Annotated in this window: 22 protein-coding genes and 1 pseudogene; 22 read left to right on the forward strand and 1 reads right to left on the reverse strand. The window is 35.5% G+C overall.

All coding sequences use genetic code 11. The annotated features are described in order from the left end of the window. The 3 genes and pseudogenes from AB3I34_RS13235 to AB3I34_RS13245 all read left to right on the forward strand — a co-directional run. Positions 1-411 (forward strand): annotated as a pseudogene (locus tag AB3I34_RS13235) (replication protein RepA); the annotation flags it as partial. 19 nt (positions 412-430) lie between these two features. After that, entirely contained in the window at positions 431-2,068 is a 1,638-nt protein-coding gene (traC, locus tag AB3I34_RS13240; protein ID WP_284603999.1) for a peptide pheromone-binding protein TraC, read from the forward strand. Between the two features lie 10 nt (positions 2,069-2,078). Next, the gene (locus AB3I34_RS13245) at positions 2,079-3,233 is read left to right on the forward strand and encodes a TraB/GumN family protein (RefSeq protein ID WP_010831018.1); all 1,155 of its coding nucleotides are present in this window, start codon (positions 2,079-2,081) and stop codon (positions 3,231-3,233) included. Between the two features lie 61 nt (positions 3,234-3,294). Here AB3I34_RS13245 and AB3I34_RS13250 read toward each other — a convergent pair whose 3' ends face one another. After that, positions 3,295-4,260 carry a hypothetical protein gene (locus tag AB3I34_RS13250; protein ID WP_010831019.1) on the reverse strand — a complete coding sequence of 322 codons (966 nt, stop codon included), beginning with the start codon at positions 4,258-4,260 and terminating at the stop codon, positions 3,295-3,297. Between the two features lie 180 nt (positions 4,261-4,440). Here AB3I34_RS13250 and ipd point away from each other — a divergent pair, with 180 nt between their 5' ends. The 19 genes from ipd (at position 4,441) to AB3I34_RS13345 (ending at position 24,452) form a co-directional block, all read left to right on the forward strand. After that, a complete protein-coding gene (gene ipd / locus AB3I34_RS13255) occupies positions 4,441-4,506 on the forward strand; it encodes a peptide pheromone inhibitor Ipd (protein WP_152681370.1) in 66 nt (21 codons plus the stop codon). 385 nt (positions 4,507-4,891) lie between these two features. After that, positions 4,892-5,209, forward strand: a complete 318-nt coding sequence (locus AB3I34_RS13260) for a hypothetical protein (RefSeq protein ID WP_015543637.1) — start codon at positions 4,892-4,894, stop codon at positions 5,207-5,209. Between the two features lie 93 nt (positions 5,210-5,302). Then, complete coding sequence (locus tag AB3I34_RS13265; RefSeq protein ID WP_126262995.1) at positions 5,303-5,602, forward strand: conjugal transfer protein TraF; 300 nt, start codon at positions 5,303-5,305, stop codon at positions 5,600-5,602. 508 nt (positions 5,603-6,110) lie between these two features. Then, positions 6,111-6,416, forward strand: a complete 306-nt coding sequence (locus AB3I34_RS13270) for a hypothetical protein (RefSeq protein WP_002403278.1) — start codon at positions 6,111-6,113, stop codon at positions 6,414-6,416. Between the two features lie 10 nt (positions 6,417-6,426). Continuing rightward, positions 6,427-9,099, forward strand: a complete 2,673-nt coding sequence (gene sea1, locus AB3I34_RS13275; protein ID WP_284604004.1) for a surface exclusion protein SEA1/PrgA — start codon at positions 6,427-6,429, stop codon at positions 9,097-9,099. Between the two features lie 18 nt (positions 9,100-9,117). Further along, on the forward strand, positions 9,118-9,396 hold the full coding sequence (locus AB3I34_RS13280; RefSeq protein WP_010717217.1) for a hypothetical protein: 279 nt from the start codon (positions 9,118-9,120) through the stop codon (positions 9,394-9,396). A gap of 459 nt (positions 9,397-9,855) precedes the next feature. Then, positions 9,856-10,185 carry a DUF5406 family protein gene (locus AB3I34_RS13285; protein ID WP_126263015.1) on the forward strand — a complete coding sequence of 110 codons (330 nt, stop codon included), beginning with the start codon at positions 9,856-9,858 and terminating at the stop codon, positions 10,183-10,185. A 151-nt stretch (positions 10,186-10,336) separates the two neighbouring features. Then, positions 10,337-14,212 (forward strand): LPXTG-anchored aggregation substance, encoded by a 3,876-nt coding sequence (locus AB3I34_RS13290; RefSeq protein WP_126263014.1) that lies wholly within the window; start codon positions 10,337-10,339, stop codon positions 14,210-14,212. Positions 14,213-14,277: 65 nt separating this feature from the next. Beyond that, entirely contained in the window at positions 14,278-14,670 is a 393-nt protein-coding gene (locus tag AB3I34_RS13295; RefSeq protein WP_075584073.1) for a PrgU family protein, read from the forward strand. 49 nt (positions 14,671-14,719) lie between these two features. Further along, entirely contained in the window at positions 14,720-15,091 is a 372-nt protein-coding gene (locus AB3I34_RS13300) for a hypothetical protein (RefSeq protein ID WP_015543644.1), read from the forward strand. Positions 15,092-15,127: 36 nt separating this feature from the next. Then, on the forward strand, positions 15,128-16,030 hold the full coding sequence (locus AB3I34_RS13305) for a hypothetical protein (protein WP_002358221.1): 903 nt from the start codon (positions 15,128-15,130) through the stop codon (positions 16,028-16,030). Between the two features lie 66 nt (positions 16,031-16,096). Then, positions 16,097-16,282, forward strand: a complete 186-nt coding sequence (locus tag AB3I34_RS13310; RefSeq protein WP_002358222.1) for a hypothetical protein — start codon at positions 16,097-16,099, stop codon at positions 16,280-16,282. A 13-nt stretch (positions 16,283-16,295) separates the two neighbouring features. Beyond that, positions 16,296-16,508 (forward strand): hypothetical protein, encoded by a 213-nt coding sequence (locus AB3I34_RS13315; RefSeq protein WP_002358223.1) that lies wholly within the window; start codon positions 16,296-16,298, stop codon positions 16,506-16,508. Positions 16,509-16,564: 56 nt separating this feature from the next. Beyond that, positions 16,565-17,719, forward strand: coding sequence for a hypothetical protein (locus AB3I34_RS13320; RefSeq protein WP_240077100.1), 1,155 nt, complete (start codon positions 16,565-16,567; stop codon positions 17,717-17,719). Beyond that, positions 17,716-19,194: a hypothetical protein gene (locus AB3I34_RS13325; protein WP_126263012.1), complete on the forward strand. Its 1,479-nt coding sequence runs from the start codon at positions 17,716-17,718 to the stop codon at positions 19,192-19,194. Before AB3I34_RS13320 ends, AB3I34_RS13325 begins: the two co-directional genes overlap by 4 nt. A gap of 86 nt (positions 19,195-19,280) precedes the next feature. Next, positions 19,281-20,033, forward strand: a complete 753-nt coding sequence (locus AB3I34_RS13330) for a hypothetical protein (RefSeq protein ID WP_126263011.1) — start codon at positions 19,281-19,283, stop codon at positions 20,031-20,033. Further along, entirely contained in the window at positions 20,030-20,293 is a 264-nt protein-coding gene (locus AB3I34_RS13335; protein WP_002358230.1) for a hypothetical protein, read from the forward strand. The genes AB3I34_RS13330 and AB3I34_RS13335 overlap by 4 nt, the downstream gene beginning before the upstream one ends. Next, positions 20,294-22,555 carry a VirD4-like conjugal transfer protein, CD1115 family gene (locus tag AB3I34_RS13340; RefSeq protein WP_126263010.1) on the forward strand — a complete coding sequence of 754 codons (2,262 nt, stop codon included), beginning with the start codon at positions 20,294-20,296 and terminating at the stop codon, positions 22,553-22,555. Between the two features lie 7 nt (positions 22,556-22,562). Then, on the forward strand, positions 22,563-24,452 hold the full coding sequence (locus tag AB3I34_RS13345) for a pLS20_p028 family conjugation system transmembrane protein (protein ID WP_284604009.1): 1,890 nt from the start codon (positions 22,563-22,565) through the stop codon (positions 24,450-24,452). Positions 24,453-24,455: the final 3 nt, after the last annotated feature.

Here is a 24,455-nt window from a genome sequence, read left to right on the forward strand (position 1 = left end):
ATAGATACGACAAAAGAAGAATTACAACATCGTGAATTATTGCAATCTTTCTCTGAAACCCAAGAACAGACTTTTTTAGATAAACACTGTTTAGAGTTAATTGCCTTATTTAGTAACACGATTCAAGAAGCACACAATGCTGTTGGCATTATTATTCGGGCAAAGAACAAACAAGAAAAAAAATATGGCCGAGTATTAATTGCAGAAGATTGGCAAGAAGAAATTGAAACCACCTTACGCAAGGTCTACCATAAAATTAAAACAGATGCTAAAATTAAGAATGTTGATAATTACATGTTTGGGGCTTTTTGTACAACCTTTGAGAATTGTCTGATACAATTACAGTCGTGGGAACAAAAAAATGAGTCTCAAACGGTTGTAACATTACATGATTGGGTAGAAAAAAAATAGAGCTTGGAGGAATGCAAAAGTGAAAAAGTGTAAGAAATTGTGTTTTATTGGAATTGGTTTATTACCGTTGATGTTAGCCAGTTGTGGTACAAATAATGCAAAAAACGATTCACAGGAAAAATCAGGAAAAAATGAAAAACAGGTAGCTACTTTAACAGCAGGCACGCCAGTTCAAAGCTTAGACCCAGCTACAGCGGTAGACCAGACAAGTATTACTTTATTGGCAAATGTAATGGAGGGATTGTATCGATTAGACGAAAAGAATCAACCTCAACCAGCTTTAGCAGCAGGGCAACCAAAGGTATCGAATGATGGGAAAACATATACCATTGTAATAAGAGATGGGGCTAAATGGTCTGATGGAACTCCCATTACTGCTGAAGATTTTGTAGTTGCTTGGCAAAGAGTTGTAGACCCTGAAACTACTTCTCCTAACGTGGAGCTATTTTCAACTATAAAAAATGCAAAAGAGATTATTTCTGGTAAACAACCTAAGGAAAAGCTTGGAGTCAAAAGTAATGGCGAACAAACATTAATAATTGAATTAGAAGAACCAACCCCTTACTTTACTGACCTATTAGCGCTGACTGCTTATTTTCCAGTGCAACAAAAAGCAATCAAAGAAAACGGAAAAAACTATGGAACATCTCAAAAATCAATCAAAACAAATGGTGCGTATGATCTAGCTAATTTAGATGGAGTAGGAACATCTGATAAATGGACGATTGAAAAAAATGAAAAATATTGGGATAAGAAACATGTATCTATGAAAAAAATTAATTTCCAAGTTGTCAAAGAAATTAATACAGGAATTAATTTGTATAATGACGGACAACTGGACGATGTGCCACTTGCTGGAGAATATGCGAAACAATACAAAAAAGATAAAGAATATTCAACAACGTTAATGGCGAATACGATGTTTTTAGAAATGAACCAAACTGGAGAGAATAAACTTTTAAAAAATAAAAATGTCCGAAAAGCGATTAGCTATGCAATTGATAGAGATAGCTTAGTCGAAAAATTATTAGATAATGGCTCTATTCCTTCTGTTGGTGTTGTACCTGAAAAAATGGCTTATAATCCAAAAACAAAAAAAGATTTTGCCAATGAAAAATTAGTGGAGTTTAACAAAAAACAGGCAAGTACTTATTGGGAAACTGCCAAAAGTAACGATAAGGTCTCTGAAAAACTAGAATTAGATATTTTAGTAGGTGACGGAGAGTTTGAGAAAAAAGCAGGAGAATTTTTACAAGGTCAATTAGAAGAAAACTTAGAAGGATTGAAAGTTAATATTACACCAGTACCTGCTAATGTATTTATGGAACGTTTGACGAAAAAAGATTTTGCAATAAGTCTAAGCGGGTGGCAGGCTGATTATGCAGACCCAATTAGTTTTTTAGCAAACTTTGAAACCAATAGTCCATTGAATCATGGTGGATATTCCAATAAAAACTATGATGAATTAATTAAGGATACTTCCTCTAAACGCTGGCAGGAGTTAAAAAAAGCGGAAAAGTTAGTAATAGATGATGCGGGTGTTGTGCCAGTGTTTCAAGTGGGAATAGCTCGGCTTCAAAAAAATACAATAAGCAACTTAATGATTCACCCTGTTGGAGCTAGATATGATTACAAAAAAATGATGGTACAAAATTAGAGGAGAAGCTATGGAATTAGTACGTAGAATTTTTTTAGATAAACGTGAGATTGTACTTGTTGGAACCTCTCATATATCTAAAGAGAGTGCAGAATTGGTAAAAGAGGTAATTGAAAAGGAAAATCCAGATATTGTTTGTTTAGAATGGGATAAAACAAGGTACAATAAATATATGAATCCTGATGAATGGTCAGATACAGATATTGTTCAAGTAATTAAACAAAAAAAATTAATAGTTTTGATATCAAGTGTAATATACAGTTTAATTCAAAAACATTTGGCAAAAATAAATGATTCTGTGCCAGGAGCAGAATTTTTCCAAGCAGTGAATAGTGCAGAAAAAAGTGGTGCTAAATTAGCTTTAGTCGATAGAGATTCACAAATTACATTTAAACGTTTTTGGCGGTTGATACCTCTAAGAAAAAAGGCTCTTTTTCCACATGCTTTTGGTAAAGTTTTAGAAGGAGCAGAAGATTCTAAAGAAGAAATGAAGAAACTTCTTAATTCAGAAAATTTTGAACCTATATTTGAGCAATTACAGCAAACATATCCTGAATTGTGGGAATCTTTTTTAATTGAGAGAGACTTATATATGTCTACAAAAATTCTAAATGAAGAAGGAAAAAAAATAGTTGTTATTATTGGTCAGGCGCACTTAAATGGAGTTGAGAAAAATATAAAGGAAAATCGAAAAGCAAATATTGAGGAATTAGACGGATTACCACCCAAACTTTGGTCAACTAGGGTTTTAGAAAGTATTATACCTTTAATAATTATTGGTTTATTGATTTATTCTTTTGTTTTAGGAATGGATATAGGTATAAATCAAATCATTCGATGGGGTATATGGAATGGCGGCGTAGCTGCACTCTTTACTGTTTTAGCACTGGCTAATCCATTGACGGTTATTACTTCTTTAGTACTTGCTCCACTTGCAACGTTACTACCAATGGTATCAATAGGTGTATTTTCTGCAATAGTAGAAGCTACCATCAGAAAACCTAAAGTTCATGATTTTCAAACAATGGATGAAGATTTGCTATCAATAAAAAAAATATATAAAAATAGGGTATTGAGAATATTTTTGGTATTTATTTTAGCAAGTATCGGTGGTACTGTTGGAAATATCATAGGTGGACTAGATATAATTAAGAATTTATTTTAACTGTAAGGATAGGAAAACCCAAAAAATAAGACATTAAAAATCTTATTTTTTGGGTTTTAAGTTAATCTATTTTTTTGTGGTCAAAATTTTTGGGATCTAATACTTGTCCATCATCGTCAAGAACACCAAATATTTGTTTTGCTTTTTCATCATCACTTTTAGAAATGATTGTTTGTAAGTTTTTATGGAATTGCTCAACATATTCAGGGCTTTCCACTTGTTTCAGTATTTCAACATACGAGAATACTTTCATAATATGCTCTATATCTCCAGAAGTAAAGTATAGAAGCATATTTCTTGAAGCTATGAAACTTAATTTATATTTATAACTAGTGTAATTTGATAACAAAGTTTCAAAGTGATTTAGAAGGATAAAGCAAGAACTGTAATCCTTTGTAAATATACTCAGAGCAATTGCATTAGACAAGGATAAACAAGCTGTATCTTTAATCTGCTCGTCACTATCTTCACGTAAAGGGAATAGTTGCTCTATCAATGTCTGAAGATCAGAGTAAGGGAATATAGTACATAGATTAGAAAGAATTTTATAGTGATACAATACAAATCTTTTGCTTGATGAAAACATCTTTTTAATATCAGCTAAATCTTGTTTATCCACAGGAATAATTTCTGAAATTAAACTAGAGGTTTGCAATTTTATAAGTAAATACAAATTCATGTATTTTAATGAAGTAAATTTTTCATGTATAGATTTTTGATAAAGAGAGTAGAGTTCTTGCTTGTATTCTGAATCAGGATTTTGATGAATTTTTGAAAGAAGAAAATAATATGTTTCTAAATCTTTATCAAAAACACTTTTAAAATCTTCATTACAAGTTCTAATTATTTCAGGTATTGTTAAATTACTTCTATCTGCAAGAAGTGGCAAATCAGCAATTTTTAAAAAATGTTCATTATGATTTTCAAAAAGGCTTGCTGAATTACGCTGAAAAATACCTTCATAAAACTTAGCTTGAGATAATTTCTCGCTTTTTCTTTGTATTTTCATTAATTCATTTAAATGCATATATTCAACTCCTATAAATGTATTCTGAATATGACGAAAATCGGCAAAAAAAAGAAAATAAATAAAAAATGAATTATTTTTACCGGAAACGTCTTTTTTAAAATACATATACTTGTAATGAGTAAACTTTAATGCTATAGTAGTAACTGTAATGAATAGTTACTAAGTGAGGTAAACTTAATGAAACAACAAAAAAAACATGTAGCTGCATTATTGTTTGCACTAATATTAACTCTTGTTTCTTAAAAAAAAGCCACACCACTAGTAGTATGACTTCGTCCAACATACGAATTATACCATGAAACTAGAAAAAAGTAACTAAAAATAAGAACCGACTATCTTTGGGCTACCAACCCAAGAGGATAGTTAAATAATTCATGCTGATCCCATGAACTATACTCGGTTCTCGAACACTGCAACATAAGTTACAACATATAGTATAACAATTTTTTAAGTGAATTTCCAGACCTTTTTAAACTCCTTTATTGGTCTAGGAAAAAGATTACTTTAAATATATTGTTTTGTATGGTGGAATGATGGTTGCAGTACACGGGGAACGTATACAGTTCATGTATATGTTCCCCGTTTTTTTGTTTTTATCGCTAAATTTTAGAAAGGGCTGGTGTTCAAAATGAAACAAAAAGTGACGGGTACAATGATTTTACAAAATGTCTATCGGATTCATACAAAGACAGGAAATTGTTATGTATTGGAGAACGAGCGCTTTTATCTAGCGGTTCAGATTTTAGAACATGGGAAAATGATTTGGAAAAAATATAGAGAAATTCCTCAAATGGGTGTCACAAAAGCATTGCTTCGTCAAATCATTTCTTGTTATGACAGAGATGGAAATAAAATCATTGAACGAAAAAAAGGGTCAACCAAGTTAACCCTTGTTCCTGTAAAAAAAGTGAATAAAAAAAGAAGTCAACTAGTTTCCGCTAGCTGACAAGCATCATTGAAAGAAAAAATTAATGAATAAAATGTTAGGGATAGTATACCACAGTAAGTGTAACTGAGTAAATAGAACAAGGAGGGCTTTATGGAAAAGAAACGAATTACCTATGCAGAAGAACTAAATCACGGAGACGTGATACGAGTATTTTCCTATGAACAAAATTGTGGAATGGATGAAACAATTTTTACAGCTCTTGTTGCTGCCTGCTCGGACAAGAAAAAATTAGTCATTCCGCAAGACTTCCAAGGCCATCTGTATCGAGCTGCGCAAAAAGGTGCGAGTTGGGAAATAACAGTGGATTGGTTACTAGAAAATGATGTGGACGTATTCATTGTCGAGCGATTTGACCAGTTACTCACTACTATTTGGGATTATTTAGACTAAGAAGAAGCATAACAAAAATATTCAGGAAACACCTATTGTTTGCTGGTTTCCAGCAAAGTTGCCAAACAAAAAAGAAACATTCTATCTTCTGATAACGAGAAGAAGAACTCTTTCTTTTTTACAACTGAATAGTCAGCGAGAAGTCCGCTGCCTTGCTTATCAGCGTAGCTATGAAGGGGCAAGGGTACAGAAGCCAGCAGGGTGTCGTTAAACGCTAGGAGAAAAACTAAAAGCTCCAGTATGAACGGAGACCCACACAATGATTATGAAGTTGGTGTGCTACGGTACATGGTGAGATTGCCACGACCTACCAATTATTGGTAGTGAGCAATATCCGACTCACCTAGAGTTTGAGGTAACGGTTGCTAGAAACCTTGTGAAAAGACTTGATTTTTTGAAACCAGTAAACAATAGGTGTTTCCTACAAAAGGTAATTTCTATTTGATTTAAAAGGATAGTATTTTTTTATTAACGAAGGCTTTGCTACTATGTTCTTGAGGTGATAAAAATGACAAAAAAAGAGCAAAGTATTTGGCGTAAAGAGATGTTGGCATTGATGAATGAAGACGCAGACTGGTATAGGAATGAAGATACCGAGCGTTTTAAACGAATACAAGAACTTGCAAAAAAGATAGAAACAGCAAGCACCAGACAATTTTCTTCTCATATTAGCAAGGAAAGATTTGAAGCCTATCAAAGAATGGGCTTACAGTTTAAAGAAATAGCGGAAGAATTCAATATAACAACTACAGCGTTACAGCAATGGCGTAAAGACAATGGGTATCCCATTTACAACAAAAATAATCGGAAGTGAGGAAAATAAAATGAAAAAGTTCGCAAGTACAGGGTTAAGTATTTTAGTCGCAACAGGGGTAGCAGGTATTGGGGGAAATGAAGTAAAGGCAGCAGAACAAACGCAACCAAAAACACCTGAAAACAGTTCTACAGAACAACCAGCAGTGAAAGCTACACAAACAACGGAGCAAGCCATTACTGAAAAACAGCAACAAGTAACAGAGAAACAAGCAATTGTCGATCAAAAACAACAAGTTGCTGACACCGCGAAAAAAGAAAAAGACGCCATTGATCAATCTGTTAAAGACCAACAAGCAGTGGTCAATCAAAACAAAGACGCATTGGATCAAAGTCAACAAGCAGTGACTGACCAACAAGCGGTCGTAGACGAAGCAAAAAAAGTTGTGGATGAAGCAACACCTTCAGCCATTGAAAAAGCCAAAGACCAAGTGGCTACTGATACACAGGCAGTTGATGACCAACAAAAAGTAGTGGATCAAGCTCAAACAGACGTTAACCAACAACAAGCTGTTGTTGATGAAAAAGCAAAAGAAACGAATGCTGCTAAAGTGCAAAATGAAAAAGATCAACAAGCAGTAACAGCTGCGAAACAAGAACAAGCCAAGCTTGAAGAATTAGCGAAAAATGCGGAAGCGGAAAAAGCAAAGGCAGAAAAAGAACAAGCAGCAAAAGAAGCTGAACTGGCTAAAAAACAGAAAGAAGAAGCCAAAGCTAAAGATCAAAAAACGAAGGACGATCAAGCAGTTGCAGACCAACAAACTGTTGTGACAACTAGTCAAGAGAAAGTAGCAGACGCAAAAGCAGATACAGCTGCGAAACAGGCAGACTTAACTGCGAAAGAGAATGCTTTGAAAGACAAGCAAGCAGCAACAAAGCAAGCGCAGAATACTTTAGATAGCTCAAAAGAAGAGCTAAAAGGACATAAAGGGATTAACTTGCCTGCCAATTTCACACCTGATTATTACAAAAAATTATCTGAACAAGAAAAGCAAGCAATGGAAAAAGAAGCATTAGCATTAAATAAAGTTTTTCCTGAAAATCAAGCAGATGCGGCAAAAGCAACGGAAATGATCAATGTCAAAAATCCTACAGAAAAACAAAAGCAACAAATGAGTGATTACGTTGTAGGACTTATCAATGATGTTCGCGAAAAGCTTGGGTTACAAAAGTTGAAGATTTCTAACCAAGCTATGAAATTTGCTTGGGATGTAGCAAAATATGATAATCCCAAAGAATTTGATCATGACGTAAATGCGATCAATCGTGCAGCAAAAGAAAATGGTTTTAAAGAATTCCCTGGACAAAACTTTTATGAAAACCTAAGTATGGGAAGATTTACGACACAAGAAGGTAAAGTTTCTATGTATGACTTTGAAAAAGCTGCTCGAAATGCACTTGTAAGCATGTTGATGAACGATGGACATTCTGGCTATTCCCATTTAGATTCTTTATTAGATGCAAATGAAACAAACATGGCAGTTTCTATTTCAGGAGATTTAAATGATATTTCAGCAAAAATCCATATCATTAGCTATAATCAATCAAAATTAGTTGAAACAAATACCTATGAAGAAGGCACTGCACCAGTCTTTAAGAGTAAAGAAACCCTTCAAAAAGAAGTAGCAACCAATCAAGAAAAATTAGCTACCGCTAAACAAGCAGAATCAGAAGCACAACAAGCAAGAAGTGCAAGTCAGCAAGCCTTAAATACAGCCAAAACAACACAAGCAACAGCAGAAAAAGAACTATCTGTTCATAAAGCGACATTGGCTAATCTTCAAGCAGTTGCGACTAAGAGTACGACAAACTATGAAGAAAAAGTACGGCAAACTGCAACGGCAGAAAAAAGCCTTCAACAAACAAAAGATCAATTGGTAACAATCAATGAGTTAATTCAGAATCGAGCTGCTGTTTTAGAAAAAGCGAAAACAAACGTTGCGGAAGCACAAGCGATTGAACAAACGTCTGCTAAAGTGCTGAAAGAAAAACAAGAAGCCCAAAAAGCAGAAGAAAACACATTGAATAGCTTGAAGGAAGTATTAGATTTAGCAAAAGAAAACTTAAATCAAAAACAAATTACGCTTAAAACAAGTACACGTTCATTGTCTCGTTTAGAAAATGCTCAACCAACATACGAAAAAGCATTAAACGAGTTAAATAAAGCAGAAGCGGCAGTGATCCAAGCACAAGAAGCCTATGAAAATTCTCTGAAATCGTTGGAAGAACTTAAAGAACAACAAGCCGTTGCTACACTTGCTTATACACAAGCACAAGAAGACCTTTCTAATGCGAAGTTAGAGCTACAGCAGTACCAAGGCATATTAAGAGACTTAGAGGCACAACAAGCCGAACAGCGCCGACAAGAAGCGTTGCAAGAGCAAGTAGCAAAAGAGCAACAACGCCTTGAACGAGAAGCAAAACAAAACCAAACGTTAGTAGCAAGTGCTACTTCAGCAGACAAAACACCTGGTCTCCAACAGTTATCTTTTTCTAAACAAAAAGAACAGCCAAAAGCACAAGCATTAACACATTCAGAACCTCGTAAGACGAAACAAGTAGCAAAAGCTCAAGAATCCTTACCACAAACGGGAGAACAACAAAGTATTTGGTTGACTATTATTGGATTATTGATGGCAGCAGGTGCGCTTAATTTCAAAAACAAAAGACGGAAAAATAATTAAAATAGGGAGGATAAATAAATGAACTTTTATGAAATTAAAGATCCTTATTTTGCATTGATTGCTGCTAAAGATGAAAAACAATGTTTAAAACTTTATAAGGATATTGTTTGCGGCATAGAGAATGAAAAAGAGTTCTTCGAGGAAATGAAAACAATTGATAAATACGAAGCGTTGAAAATGGTTGCTGACAGCAGAGTGGGAGAGCAGGAAATGACAGGAATTGAAAGAGCTTTTGAAGATTTAGAGGATCTTGAAGAAGACGGCGAAGTATTGTTAATTGATTGCAATTTGTTATAGGAATGAAAAATTAAGAAGTAGTAACAAAGATATGATACAAGGAGAATCGAAGATACTTTCGGTTCTCTTTTTTCAGTAGAAAACGAAGTTGCTGTGGCGGAATAGAAGTCGCTTAAAATAAAGCAATAGAATCCCCTTATTGTTTTATTTGATTATGCAAGGTGCGAATCCTTGCCAGCAAGTAGGGTTTACGGTAAACGATCCCGCTACCAGTTAGCGAAAACCGTATAGAGATTGAGCGGTAGCATGGCAAACAACAGCTCTTATACCATTCATAAGCCTACCGCAAAAAGAATGGCAATCTCAAAAAAACAGGATACTGAAAGGTCGCTCCTTTTAGGTTGGCGTGTAGCATCTGGGATGCAACGGACATGAAGGAAGATAAGAGGTAGGTTCGACTCCTACCACGCCAGTAAGTAGCTTTGCTACGAGGGAAAAAGAATAATAGGAGGAATAACAATGAAAAATTATGATCCAAATATCCGATGGGGCTTGCATACAATCAAAGTAAGTTTCCAACGAGGTGTATACAAAGGATATGTTACCTTTGTAAAGGGTGGTAACTGTAAAGGGTTAGACATACTAGAATTAGAGGTAGACGATTTATACGACAAAAAATTTAAAGAAAACCCAATCAATTTTAGATTGCTTGGTGCAGGTGATGATGGCGAAGAATGGTTCGCAATGACTTTAAAAAATAATGAAGATGAACTGTTTATTGAAGATGAGTGGAAATGTTTGAAAGATTATATTTTAGGTATTGAGATTATCGATTTTAAGAATGAATAGGAGAATGTGGAATGAAATAAAGTAATACATCTATAAAAAAGAGAGGAGGAAAAAGTATGACTTGTGTACGTGCGCCATGTCGGAGAAATCGTTGTTTGTAAAGAAAAGAATAATAGGAATTAAAAAATATAATTTACGAGGAGAATGATTCATGAAGCAACAAACAGAAGTAAAGAAACGTTTTAAAACATATAAAGCTAAGAAACGCTGGGTAACTGCTCCTATTCTTTTTATAGGTGTGTTAGGAGTTGTAGGATTAGCTACTGATGATGTACAAGCTGCGGAATTAGATACGCAACCAGGAACAACGACGGTGCAACCCGATAACCCCGATCCGCAGGTAGGTAGTACAACACCTAAGACGACAGTATCTGAAGAAGCAGCAGTACAAAAAGACACTACTTCTCAACCGACCAAAGTAGAAGAAGTAGTGTCTTCGGAAGTAACAACTGAAAATACTCCAGTTGTAGAAAATAATACCACAGTTTCGGATGAAACCATAGGAGAAGCGCAACCTGCAGAACCCATTGGTAAGCCAACAGAAATAGCGAATCCAACAGCTAGTGGCAATCAAGCAACAACAATCCCAAAAGAATTTACCACACCTGAATTGGATCAAGTAGTAGCGGAAGCTCAAAAAGATCCAAACATTACTATCGTTGAAAAGCCAGCAGAAGACTTAGGCAACGTTTCTTCTAAAGATTTAGATGCAAAAGAAAAAGAAGTAGAGCAACTCCAAAAAGAACAAGCGAAAAAGATTGCCCAACAAGCGGCTGAATTAAAAGCCAAAAATGAAAAAATTGCCAAAGAAAATGCAGAAATTGCGGCAAAAAACAAAGCGGAAAAAGAGCGCTACGAGAAAGAAGTCGCTGAATATAACAAACATAAAAATGAAAACGGGTATGTGAAAGAACCTGTTAGTAAAAACCTAGTGTTTGATCAATCGGTTGTGACGAAAGACACGAAAATTTCGTCGATTACAGGTGGAAAATTTATCAAAGCAGCTGATTTTAATAAAGTGAATGCAGGGGATTCAAAAGATATCTTTACAAAATTACGGAAAGATATGGCCGGAAAAGCTACTGGTAACTTCAAGAATTCCTTTATAAAAGAAGTAAATCTTGGGTCTAATGGTGGGTATGCGGTTCTTTTAGAAAAAAATAAACCCGTGACAGTGACCTACACAGGCCTAAATGCTAGTTATTTAGGACGTAAAATTACAAAAGCGGAATTTGTTTATGAACTTCAGTCCTCCTCGAGTAAAAGCGGAACGTTGAATGCGGTGTTTTCAAATGATCCGATTATCACAGCTTTTATTGGCACAAGCAGAGCTAACGGTAAGGAGATAAAAACACGCTTAACGATTAAGTTCTTTGATGCATCAGGGAAAGAAGTACTACCAGATAAAGCTAGTCCATTTGCGTATGCGCTGTCTTCTTTAAATTCAAGTTTAACGAATAAAGGCGGCCATGCGGAATTTGTGTCTGATTTTGGGGCGAACAATGCGTTCAAATACATTAATGGTTCGTATGTGAAAAAACAAGCGGATGGAAAATTTTACTCACCAGAAGATATTGACTATGGCACAGGACCTTCAAAACTAAAAAATAGTGATTGGGATGCTGTAGGGCACAAGAATGCGTACTTTGGTTCAGGTGTAGGTCTAGCCAATGGGCGTATTTCCTTTTCTTTTGGTATGACAACAAAAGGAAAAAGTAATGTGCCTGTATCTAGTGCGCAATGGTTTGCTTTTAGTACCAACTTAAATGCAAAATCAATTACGCCTTATCAAGAAAAAGGACGTTTTAAGCAGCCAGAAAAAGCAACAATTGAATTCAATCGATACAAAGCCAATGTCGTTCCTGTTCTTGTTCCGAATAAAGAAGTCACTGATGGTCAGAAAAATATCAATGATTTAAATGTGAAACGTGGCGACTCTTTACAATACATTGTGACAGGGGATACGACAGAACTTGCCAAAGTAGATCCAAAAACAGTAACAAAACAAGGGATTCGAGATACCTTTGATGCAGAAAAAGTGACGATTGATTTATCCAAAGTGAAGGTTTATCAAGCAGACGCAAATCTAAACGAAAAAGACTTAAAAGCTGTTGCTGCAGCGATTAATTCAGGAAAAGCTAAAGACGTGACCGCTTCTTATGATCTTCATTTAGATCAAAACACCGTCACAGCAATGATGAAAACCAACGCAGACGGCTCTGTTGTTTTAGCAATGGGGTATAAATATTTACTTGTCTTGCCGTTTGTAGTGAAAAATGTAGAAGGCGATTTTGAAAATACAGCTGTTCAGCTGACAAATGATGGGGAAACGGTAACAAATACAGTGATTAACCATGTGCCAGGTAGTAATCCTTCCAAAGATGTAAAAGCAGATAAAAACGGTACAGTTGGCAGTGTTTCTCTACATGACAAAGATATTCCGTTACAGACAAAAATTTATTATGAAGTGAAATCTTCCGAACGTCCAGCTAACTATGGTGGAATTACCGAAGAATGGGGCATGAATGATGTCTTGGACACGACCCATGATCGTTTCACAGGGAAATGGCACGCTGTTACGAACTATGATATTCAAATTGGTAAAGAAACCCTTAAAGCAGGTTCAGATATTACAAAATATATTGAATTGACAAATAAAGACGGACAAGATCTTACTTTTACGATGAATCAAGCATTATTGGCCGCCTTAAATGAAGGAAGCAATAAAGTAGGCAAACAAGCTTGGTCTGTGTATCTGGAAGTCGAACGGATCAAATCAGGTGACGTAGAAAATACGCAAACAGAAAACTACAACAAAGAGTTTGTTCGTTCTAATACGGTGGTGACGCATACGCCTGATGATCCAAAACCAACTAAAGCCGTTCATAACAAAAAAGGGGAAGACATTAATCATGGAAAAGTGGCTCGTGGTGATGTTCTTTCTTATGAAATGACTTGGGACTTAAAAGGGTACGATAAGGACTTTGCCTTTGATACAGTCGATCTTGCGACAGGAGTCTCTTTCTTCGATGATTACGACGAAACGAAAGTGACACCAATTAAAGACTTACTTCGTGTCAAAGATTCTAAAGGGGTAGACATTACGAACCAGTTCACGATCTCATGGGACGATGCCAAAGGCACGGTGACGATTTCTGCCAAAGACCCAGAAGCCTTTATTCTAGCGCATGGTGGGCAAGAATTGCGTGTAACACTCCCTACAAAAGTCAAAGCTGATGTTTCTGGGGATGTTTATAATTCAGCGGAACAAAATACATTTGGCCAACGAATTAAAACCAATACCGTTGTCAACCATATTCCAAAAGTGAACCCTAAAAAAGACGTGGTTATTAAAGTCGGTGACAAACAAAGTCAAAATGGCGCCACAATCAAATTAGGGGAGAAGTTCTTCTATGAATTTACAAGTAGTGACATTCCTGCAGAATATGCTGGAGTTGTGGAAGAATGGTCACTTAGTGACAAACTAGACGTTAAACATGACAAATTTAGTGGCCAATGGTCTGTGTTTGCCAATTCTAATTTTGTTTTAGCAGACGGAACCAAAGTGAATAAAGGGGACGACATTTCGAAACTATTCACGATGACCTTTGAACAAGGGGTAGTTAAAATCACGGCCAGTCAAGCCTTTTTAGATGCGATGAATCTAAAAGAAAACAAAAACGTTGCACACTCATGGAAAGCTTTCATTGGTGTAGAACGAATTACGGCAGGAGACGTTTACAACACAATCGAAGAATCTTTCAACAATGAAACGATCAAAACCAATACGGTAGTGACGCATACGCCAGAAAAACCACAAACGCCACCAGAAAAAACAGTGATTGTGCCACCAGCACCAAAAACACCGCAAGCACCAGTAGAACCATTAGTGGTAGAAAAGGCAAGTGTGGTGCCAGAATTGCCGCAAACTGGCGAGAAAGAAAATACGTTACTTTCTGTACTAGGGGCAGGAATGCTTGCAGGACTGGCATGGTTTGGATTGAAACGAAAAGAAACAGAAAAATAATGAAGCAATGAAGACAGGTAAAGAGAAGCCGAATGCGTGCTTCTCTTTTTTTGTTGGAAAGGACAATGATGGAAAAAATAAAAGAACGAACAGGAAGTGTCGCAATGAAAGAGTTAGCTATTCAGGAAAAAGAAGTCAATACTCGTTGGCAAGGATTTCGTGGTCGCCTATTGATGATTAAGGTTAAAAAAGGAAAAACCTTTGAATTATTAACAAATAACCAAGTAACACCTGAAAATATTCAAGAGATCGATGTTATCCACTTACTAAAAAATGGAAAAACATTAACGCTGAAAGTGGATACCGAAAGAAGCAAGTTTGGATTCGAACAAAATTCTACTTTTGAAGTCCCAATGTTTTACATTGAAACACGAATTAAGCGAGAAGCTTATCATGATTATTTTTTATCAGAGAAAGAACTTCGAAACGAACAGAAAAATAGGCAAGGGAGCAATTAATTCGCTGTATTCAACCAATGACTGATACAACAATACGAGGAGGGAAAAAATGAAAAAAGAAATTATAATCACAGCTAGTAGTGTAGTAGCAACATTATTGGTAAATAAAGTATGTGAGAATTTGTTTAAAAAGAAAAATAATCAGTATGAAGGAAAAACAAAAAACGCGTACAAACTTCTTGACCCTTTTGTAATGGCTTATGACAATTCCAAAGATTTTGGAAACACATTCAAAGAGATCATAAAGAAGAAAATGACAATAGACGAAGTTAAAGAATTAAAGTTTGTGTTGACTCAAAGACAGAAAGCTTTTGACTTGGATGACGTATGGTTTGCATATAGCCACCTGCTGAGAATTATTGAGGAAGTCTTACCAATTGAAAATAGCTTAGAAGAAAGATTAGCGAAAAAAACTAAGTGATAGCATACAGTAAAAATTATTACAGGAGGTCACAAAGTGAGTAAGGATGAAGGATTAATCAAAGGGACGCTCGATACAGTTTTAAAGTATGCCTATCCTGACAATTACAAAAACTATTTAAGTTATTTTATACGCATTCGTCCTAAAGAGCTAGCCAGCAAACATGCACATTATAAAAGGCAAGAACGATTGATAGAAATCTTTAATTTATCAAGAGAACCAAGGTTTTTATTAATTACTTGTTTGCATGAGGTGGCTCATCATGTGGAATATGAAGATACAAGAACGTCAGGACATGAGAAACCATTTTATGAACGATTACAGAAATTGTATGTCACAGCAGTTGCAATGAATTTACTTCAACTCACCGATGTTTTAGACGAAGTGGATGCAGGGGATAGTAGAGGTTTACAAAGATATTTTGGGGAAGTTTCTAACTGGGAAATTCCAGAAATTGAGGATATTCAAAGGCGAATGGTTATTGTGAAAGACGGAAGATTATTTAAAAATCAATTAAAAGAGCGAGGTTTTCATTGGTTTACGGTTAGTCATACTTGGCAAAAAGAAGTCGCTACTCAAACTCTTGCAGAGCAAGAAGTACAGGTTCTTTTAAGGTATGGTTCTAAAGATAATTTTCTTATTCGCCCTGTAATATCGCCTACGTTTCTTTCTTATTACTATATTGGCATTGAAAATGGGTATGAATTTCGTTATGGATTGCGTGAATTGGGCTATTTATGGGAAGGATATGGCGTAAAAAAAATGTGGGTCAAAAAAGTAGACGCGCAAAGCTATTATGTTGAACTTGAAAAGCTCACACCTTTTGCAGGAATTGAATATAAAAAAGTGACCCCGAACATTACGGAAGAAAAAATAGTCAAGGAACAAAGAAAAGAACAAAAGCGTGTAAGGAAAAAACGAATTGGGTACCATATCTAAGTAATTGCAGGAATTAAAAAAAATGTTTCAGAAAAATAATTACAGAAGAAAAGGAGCTGAAAGAGAATGGCTATCACACAAAAGGAATTAAATAAAAAGAAAACCATGGCAAAATTACTACTTGAAGCGAAAGGGAAAAATTTTGACGAATGGTTAGCAAGCAAATATGATGAAGTATTTGATGAAAATCAGGAAGCAATTTTAGATGCATTAAAGCAATCGGCTAAAACAAGCACACATAATAATTATTAGGAGGAGAGTATAAATGGATTATTTTGTTGAGAAAGCGACATTTGTGTTACGAGCAATTCAAGGTGGAGCAGGTGCATACGGAGCGGTGATGTTGGCAATTATGGGCTATCATTACATGACAAAAAATAGACAAAAAATTGAAGAAGCACAAGACGGTATGAAAAACGTGGGGATCGGTTTCCTTGTAGTAATGGGTGCAGAAGCCATTATTCGATTTCTTCAATAAGCTTTTTAGCTACTATAAAATGAGGAGTTTTTATTTTGAAAGAAGGGAGGGTAGGCATGGAAGTACAATTTCACGCAACAGGTAAATTAGTGAAGCTTTTTCCTAAAAAAACACGTTATACTTTACATGAAGCAGATGAAAAATTGAAAGAGGTAGCTAGAAATGTTCCATTAGGAAAGGTTCGTCGACTGGTAGCCATAGAAATTTTTGAATCTGAGAAGGATGACAGTATTTTTTTAGCAGAATTTGAGGTTGGATCTGAAGAGGCAAGTAATTTTCTATTACTGATAGACACTTTGTTTAAAACGAGTTTTCCAAGCTCAAGTGATGAGGAGAAGCAAAAGGGTTTGGCTTATATTGAACAAGCTTACAAAGCAGAAGAAGCACGTTTAGAAGGAACTGAACCCTCGACTAAGCAAATGGCTGACACAGAAGGAAAAAAACACCATAAATTTTCTTTAAAAGCGCTGAATACAATCTTCGATGAAAGGAAAAGACATAATCGTCCTGTTTTGATAGTGATTTTAACTATCTTTTTCTTTTTTAGTGGAGGTATGTATATTTATATGACGTATGGAAGTAGCCAATCTCACAGTGTAGCTAAAAGTAAAGGTGAGTATCAAACACTATTAAAAGAAAAAGACTATGTACAGCTGATAGAAAAGTATCCTGATAAGGAAGAAGAAGTCCTAACCTCTCTTTTTGAGGACAAAAATAAAAATGAATTAAGAGAAATAGCTAAGGTGTCTAAACGTCCCTTAGCTATTTTTTATTTAGCCTTTCTTGAAGAAAATTGGGAAAAAGTGACGACCACACAAAAAATTCCTCAAGATAAGGCAGTTTTAGCAATGAAAGGATATGCTTTTTTAAAACTAGGAAAGATAGAAGAAGCCACTTTGATTAACAAAGAAATTAAAAGCGAACTATTAGCAAATCAGATTAACAAAAAGCAGGTAGATTTAGCGTACAAAGCTCTTAGAAGTAAAGACGTAGGGAAGGCAGAATCTATCAATAAGACCCTACAGAATGCAGAACTAGCAGAAGATATTGATGTAGCTAAAAGTATTCTAAACCTCCTTAGAAAGTACGAGGAGGACAAGAAAAATGCAAATTTGAGTTCTAAAGAACGAGAGGAAGCAGAAGAAAATTATCATATGTGGGAGTCAAACCTACAATTACTAGGAAAAAATAACGGGAGTGATACAAAATGAGTGAACAAACAGAGAAAAAAAGAAAAAAATATCTTTTGATTGGCTTATGTTCTGTCCTTTTATTGGGCAGTGCAGGGACGTATGCAGCTTATAAACAGACTGAGAAAAAAGAGATACAGTCTGAATCTGTAGAAAAACAAGGTAAACAACCAGTTAAGAAAACAAACAGATCATGGGAAAAGCAAGTGACCGAAAAGGAAAAGAATAAAAAAACAGAGAAGAACACAAAAGAGAAAAGAAAAGATCCGTTAGCTACAGTTGACATTGGTGATGAGGCTTCTGCTGTTGAGACTGTTTTTCCTAGAAAAGAAACTAGTTTGTTAGGTCAGTTAGTAAAAGCTATTACAAAGCAGGAAGAAAAAGAAGTATTGCGAGCAGACAGAGCAGCCAAAGAGCAAGAAAAAATGCTTGCATTGGCTGATACTCCTACGAATACTCTTCTATCACATTCATTAAAACCAAGTGTGGGTGAAAAAAATGTGTTATCTGATGTTAAAAAAGATGAACTAGTCGAACCAAAAGATACACCGAATAAACCTGATATTCCTATCGTTCCAGAAACTCCAGAAATTCCTGATATTCCAGTACCGCCAGTTCCACCTGTACCAACTGATCCAGTAGAGCCAAAACCAGATGTAGAAGGGCTAACTGATCGAGCAAAAGAAAAATTAAAGACTACTACAGAAGAAGCGCAAAAAATCAATCAACGCTTAGAAGGTGTAAAAGAAAAATTAGATACCTTGACAAGAATTGAAGAAAAAACAAATCAAAATACAGAAAAAGCAAATACCTATTGGGCAGAAGTCGCTTCACTTGTAGGGGAATATAATCAGCTGTCGACTCAGATTAAACAGCTAATCACAGATACGAATGAAGTGCTTCCAGTAAATCAGACCTTATATCAAGAAACCTATACTCAACTACAACAGAAAGTTACAGAAATAAAAACAGCACAAACCAACGCAAATGAAGCAACGAATACAGCAGAAAAAGTTTTGTCTGAAGCGAAAGAAACGGATCAATCATTGAATGAAATTAAACAATACTATGATGAAGAACTGAGCCCTCAAGCAGAGACGGCTAAAAATGAAGTGGCAAATGCAATTAATCAGGCTCAGGAAAATCAGGAAGTAGCAACAAATCTTCAAGGAGAAGTTGTTCATGCAGAAGCAGCTGCTGTACATGTTCAAAATAATCAAGAAAAAATTGAACAACAATTAAATACTGCAAGTCAACCAGCAACACAAGAACAATTGGCAAATGCGCAGCAATCAGTTGAAGCATTAAATGAGCAAGCAAACGTACAAAATGAATCGGTACAAGCAGTTGTTGAAGATTTTAATCAATTACCAGTGATTGAAGCAGCCGACTCTGCACCCGCTCAGACACAAGAAACTGGAAAGGGTGTGTCAGCTGATGAACAGACACAAGAAACTAAAACACCTGTTTCTTCAGAAAATGCAACGCAAGAATAGAAGCAGCAAGGGGAAAGATAATTTTTTTATATCTTTAAAAAACAAGCATATATTGATTACTGCAGGAAATAGAGGTGGAAAAAAAGATGGATAAATTGGCGAAGAATCAATTTATTTTACTACTGATTCGAACGATTCTTTTACAAGGAACAAAATTAGTCTTTTTGCTTAGTCTGGGTATCGCTGCTTTTCATGGTTGGCAGTATCTAGGAAGTACCATTTATTTTTCGGTGAAAGATACTAAAGGGAATCTAGCAAAGCCTGAAATGTTTTCCCACGCTTTTCCTACTATTAGCATGATTTTCTTTTTAGGGATATTTGCTTATATGCTTAGTTTGAAGATAAATAACGATGAAGCTTTTGACGTCTTAATTGAAAAGACTAGCAAAAAGATATTTTCTAATTACCTGATTGGTGGATTGATTGGTCTAGGAACATTACCAATTAACCAATTTGGTCAACAAATGGAAACCGTTGTAATTGCGATGATAATGTATCTTTTTATTCGACGGATAGTTGAGCTAGAAAATGAAAAGTTGAGGAAGAGTATTTTCCCACTTTATAAAACAAATGGAGCATTTGAAGAAACAGCGTGGCGATTAAATTCTGAATGGTATCGGTACTTGAAACCAGTAAGGCTTAAATGTGAAAAAAAAGAAACTGAACAACAATTTTTACCAGACGTAGGAAGTGAATGGGGAGGGGAAGTTACACAAAAGCAGTTGCTCGTAGTTTATAGGATAAGGTACACACCTTTTTATTTTAAGGTAAACCAAGAACAACTAATTCCTCAAGCAGTAGCACAAACGAGTGTTTTTAGAGATGGGGTGAGAAAATGAGTATGGTATTTTCTCTTTTTTTTGTTAGTTTGTTGGTCTGTGTTAGCTTACCTGCTGAAGGAGATACAATCGGTAGTCATATTGCTTATGTAATATGTAGTGGGTTCTCTGTGCTTGTTTGTGTCTCTTCTCTTATTGTTGATAAAGAGCTTCTTTATCTGTTACCAATAGTAGCAAGTGCTTTCTGTATATACGTGGAAGTTCCCTATGTGGTTGATTTCTTCTCAAAATGGACATGGAGAAGAAAGGATGATGTGTAAGTGAATAAAGAATACAAACAATGGAAAAAGTTTCTAGCAAAGCCGTACATGCTAATCATTTTTGGGTTTGTTTTTACAATGATTATCTTTTTCGGGGTTAATTTAATTTTTAACTTTATTCTCTCTTTAGAGGGAATTATCGGCAGAATAAAAGAATATGCAGCGACAGGAAAGCAATTTCCTGTCGCTTTTTCTCTATCATGGTTTTTCATACCAAAAAAAATAGGTGGTTTTTGGGTTTATTTTTGTTATGGAGGAGTGATCGGCATTCTTCTAGGAAAAATGCTTATCAAGCTCTATGAAATGCGAATAGCATTTAAAGATATAAACCTGAAAACCAAAGGGTCGGAACGGTTTACAACAAAAAAAGAATTAGATCAGCAATACGTTAAGGTTGCTTTAGACGACAAGGAATATGAAGGAAGTTCAGGGATTCCTGTAGCAACTACTGTAGAAACAGTTCGAGAAAAAGGAAAGAAAGTCAAAAAAACATTTGTCTATATTGATCGTAAAAATACCAACTCTGCAACAATTGGTGGGACACAATCAGGGAAAACGTCTTTGTTTTCTTATCCATTCTTGGATTTAATTATGCGTGCAAAAGAAAAGGATTCCGTGATTGTAAATGACTTAAAAGGGGATATGTTAAAGAACACAAAGGATTCCTTTGAAAAATTTGGCTATGACGTGTATTGCTTAAATTTGGTCGATCCTACCAATGGGATTCATTATAATCCTTTAGATTTAGTGAAACAAGCCTATTTAAAAGGAGATACAACAAAAGCCCAAATGTTGGCAAATAGTTTGTCTTTTAGTTTGTATCATAACCCAAATGCGAAAGAGCCGATGTGGGAAGAAGCAAGTATTTCTTTGTTAAATGCGCTTATTTTAGCAATTTGTGAAATTGGGATTGAAACCAAGCAAACGCAAATTATCAATATGTATGCAGTAACGAGTATGTTAGAAGAGTTAGGGGCATACCCTGATGAAAAAGGGAATACCGCTCTTGATACATTTTTCAATGATTTACCGCCAACAAGTGTTGCGAGAAAGCAATATGGCACAATCAAATTCTCACAAGGGATTACACGTAGTGGTATTTTTACAGGAACGATGGCCAAGCTAAAGAATTATACGTATGATGCCATTGCACGGTTAACGCTAGATAGTGACTTTAATTTAGAAGATTTAGGATATGGTGAAAAACCAATCGCTTTATTTATTGTTTATCCTGACTGGAACGATAGTAACTACAGTATTATTTCTACTTTTTTATCACAAGTAAATGAAGTGTTAGCAGAACGAGCAACGTTGACAGGGAAAGGCGTTAAACGTAGAGTTCGTTACTTATTAGAAGAAGCGGCCAACATTCCGCCAATTGATGGACTTAGTCGTAGCATGAACGTCGGATTAGGTCGAAACCTTATTTATCACTTGGTAATTCAATCTTATGCGCAGCTTGATGATAAGTATGGCGATAAAATGAGTAAGGCTATTACAGCTGCTTGTGGGAATCAAATTTATATCATGTCTGATGAATACGACGACGCGGACTACTTTGCTAAAAAATTAGGAGAAAAAACAGTGATTGCACCAGATCGACATGGTGATCCAATGAGTATAGATAAGAGTTTTGGCGAACGTGAAGATGGACGACAGTTGTTAACGGCTAATGAACTAAGAGATTTAAAAGAAGGCGAGTGGGTCGTTGATCGTACGAAAATGCGTCGAGATTTACGTGGACAAAAGATTACACCCTATCCGATTTTTGCAAATGTGAACGATGGAACAGAAATGAGATTTCATTATGAGTATTTACTTCCTCGATTTGATGGAAAGAAGAATTTAACTGAATTGAAATTATCTAAGGAACAGCATTCCTCCATCGATTTAGTTGATTATATTGTGAAGTGGGATGAATACGAAGTAGATGAAAATGATCAAAGGATTCCCTCAAAAGAAGAGCAACAACAAAAAAGACAAGAAAAAGAGGAGGAACGATATATGGCAGAACAAGTAGCTGCAATCGATAGTGTTTCACTTGATACAAATATCAAGCCAACTTTACGAGAGCAATTAGGTGAATCCGTATTTGAAGAATTCTTTTTGGCGGCTTATAAAGATAATCTGTCAGAGAATGAAAAAGAAAAATTATCAACTTTTACAGATGAAAGTCAATTACGCTACTTCTGTAACACAGAATATAGGCCTAATCTAAAAGCCGCTTTTATTGCTTTTAAAGGCAGTGTAAACGAGGAGTGAATGTTCCATGAAAGAAGAATTATTAAAATTCAGAGACTTATTACACATTGCTTCATGGATTATGGATTCACTTAGAGATTTAGGTTTTGTGCTTTTAAAAGGGATTGCATGGACAGTAGATAGTATTTCAGGCATGACAAAAGAAGTTTATAAGTTAATTGATTTTTATAACTACAAACCGATTAAAGAAATGATTGATACGTATCAGCCGATTATTTTGGCAATTGGCGCCATTGCAGTTGCCTATTTTGGCTATCGAATTATGTCAATTAAGAAAACAGATAAAAATGTTTTTGTAGAGAGTGTTATTCTTGCTATGACCATTCTTGTCTTGCTTCCTTGGGGGCTACAACAAGGAGCCGGATTGGTAGGAGCAGGAACAAAACTACTAACAAATGAGCGTAGCGCAAGTACGGAAGTATTTAAAAATAATATTACTGATTTGTACACTGTTGATAAAAATGAATGGAAATCAACAGATACACAAAATGATATTGATAAAAAAGTGGATATTGAACTACTGAATATATCTGAAAAGGTTGATACAAGCAATTGGTTGTTTAACGAATCTCCTCTTAGTAAAAAGGGCAAAGACCTATTGACAAAGCAGGTAGTAATGGTTGATGGAAAACCAGAAGTAGCAGACATGAAAAGTTTCTGGAGCATTGGCGATCCTGCCTATTATCGGTATTCGTGGCATCCGTGGTTAATCACACTAGAATTATTCACTAAGCTAATTGTGTATTTATTTGTGATGTTCAAAGCAGCACGAATGATTAATGAGCTAGGTTTGTTGTATTTGCTAACGATGGGGATTAGTTTAACTGATTTAAAAGACGGCCAACGAAACAAACAATTAATTCTAAAAATTCGAGATACCTTTGTTGTTTTGTATATGGTCACATTCTTAATTAATATTTTTGATCTATGGAACGGCTTTGTTGCACAATCGGATATTTCAGGTATAGCAAAAGGAATTGCTGTAGCTGCAGGAGCTTGGTTAGTTATCGACGGACCGAACTTTGTTGAGCAACTGTTTGGCATTGATGCAGGGTTATCTAGTGTTGGCCGTAGTGTAATGGCTGTTACACAAGGGTCAATTGCAGGAAAAGGATTGGCAAAAACTGCAGGAAGCATGATAAAAAACACGCCGAAAGCTGCCTATCGAGGAGCTAGAAAAATTGCTCGTACTGGGGCTTACGTTGGCGGAGGTGCAAAGGGCGTAATTGATGGATTTAGACCGTCTAAAAACCAAACAATACCCACTGGCACACCTGATTTATCTAATAAGAAAGTTGCTAACACAAGTAACGATAACTCTCAAAATAACGGAAGTAAGTCGGTGAATACGCAAGAAAGTAGCGGAAATATTGGAATGAATCCGACAAACTTGAATCAAAACAGTCCATTATCAAAAGTTCATGAAAATGAAGCAACAAGACCTACTAAACCAACAAAAGAAATGCAAAAAAGTCTAAGCAAATTGAAAAAACCTGCTGCACCTATACGGAACCCTAAACAGCAAGCAATACAAAATAAAAAAGCGCTGGCTGCTTTAGGTATAAATCCAAATATGCCATTGTCAAATGTAAATAGCGCTTCGAAAGCTAGGAAGGTACTAGAAGGAAAACCAATACTACCTCCTGTTCCTATGGTTGGTGAAAAACAATTTCCAAAACATGTCCAAGAAGCAAGTCAAGAAGGAAGAGCTGCAATGATTCGAGATATGCAGCCTAGAGCTATTGATAGAGAGTCGGTTGGTGATAAAGTGGTAGGTTTATATGCACAAGGAGCTAAACGTGTATTAGATAGTGGAACTACAGCGAGAAGAACCCGTAAAGTCTATGATGTCAGCAAGGCTACTTCTAAACGAATTAGCGATCAGTTCAAAGATTAAGGA

The organism is Enterococcus sp. C102(2024) (assembly GCF_040888205.1).
Classification (GTDB): Bacteria; Bacillota; Bacilli; order Lactobacillales; family Enterococcaceae; genus Enterococcus; species Enterococcus faecalis.

Excerpts from the sequence above, each read along its gene's own strand:
- AB3I34_RS13345 (WP_284604009.1), top strand. The coding sequence starts at position 22,563 with ATGAAAGAAGAATTATTAAAATTCAGAGACTTATTACACATTGCTTCA.
- AB3I34_RS13260 (WP_015543637.1), top strand. The coding sequence starts at position 4,892 with ATGAAACAAAAAGTGACGGGTACAATGATTTTACAAAATGTCTATCGG.
- AB3I34_RS13290 (WP_126263014.1), top strand. The coding sequence starts at position 10,337 with ATGAAGCAACAAACAGAAGTAAAGAAACGTTTTAAAACATATAAAGCT.
- AB3I34_RS13320 (WP_240077100.1), top strand. The coding sequence starts at position 16,565 with ATGGAAGTACAATTTCACGCAACAGGTAAATTAGTGAAGCTTTTTCCT.
- AB3I34_RS13310 (WP_002358222.1), top strand. The coding sequence starts at position 16,097 with ATGGCTATCACACAAAAGGAATTAAATAAAAAGAAAACCATGGCAAAA.
- AB3I34_RS13280 (WP_010717217.1), top strand. The coding sequence starts at position 9,118 with ATGAACTTTTATGAAATTAAAGATCCTTATTTTGCATTGATTGCTGCT.
- AB3I34_RS13325 (WP_126263012.1), top strand. The coding sequence starts at position 17,716 with ATGAGTGAACAAACAGAGAAAAAAAGAAAAAAATATCTTTTGATTGGC.
- AB3I34_RS13250 (WP_010831019.1), bottom strand. The coding sequence starts at position 4,260 with ATGCATTTAAATGAATTAATGAAAATACAAAGAAAAAGCGAGAAATTA.
- AB3I34_RS13270 (WP_002403278.1), top strand. The coding sequence starts at position 6,111 with ATGACAAAAAAAGAGCAAAGTATTTGGCGTAAAGAGATGTTGGCATTG.
- AB3I34_RS13265 (WP_126262995.1), top strand. The coding sequence starts at position 5,303 with ATGGAAAAGAAACGAATTACCTATGCAGAAGAACTAAATCACGGAGAC.
- AB3I34_RS13330 (WP_126263011.1), top strand. The coding sequence starts at position 19,281 with ATGGATAAATTGGCGAAGAATCAATTTATTTTACTACTGATTCGAACG.
- AB3I34_RS13300 (WP_015543644.1), top strand. The coding sequence starts at position 14,720 with ATGAAAAAAGAAATTATAATCACAGCTAGTAGTGTAGTAGCAACATTA.
- AB3I34_RS13335 (WP_002358230.1), top strand. The coding sequence starts at position 20,030 with ATGAGTATGGTATTTTCTCTTTTTTTTGTTAGTTTGTTGGTCTGTGTT.
- AB3I34_RS13315 (WP_002358223.1), top strand. The coding sequence starts at position 16,296 with ATGGATTATTTTGTTGAGAAAGCGACATTTGTGTTACGAGCAATTCAA.
- AB3I34_RS13295 (WP_075584073.1), top strand. The coding sequence starts at position 14,278 with ATGATGGAAAAAATAAAAGAACGAACAGGAAGTGTCGCAATGAAAGAG.
- AB3I34_RS13285 (WP_126263015.1), top strand. The coding sequence starts at position 9,856 with ATGAAAAATTATGATCCAAATATCCGATGGGGCTTGCATACAATCAAA.
- sea1 (WP_284604004.1), top strand. The coding sequence starts at position 6,427 with ATGAAAAAGTTCGCAAGTACAGGGTTAAGTATTTTAGTCGCAACAGGG.
- AB3I34_RS13245 (WP_010831018.1), top strand. The coding sequence starts at position 2,079 with ATGGAATTAGTACGTAGAATTTTTTTAGATAAACGTGAGATTGTACTT.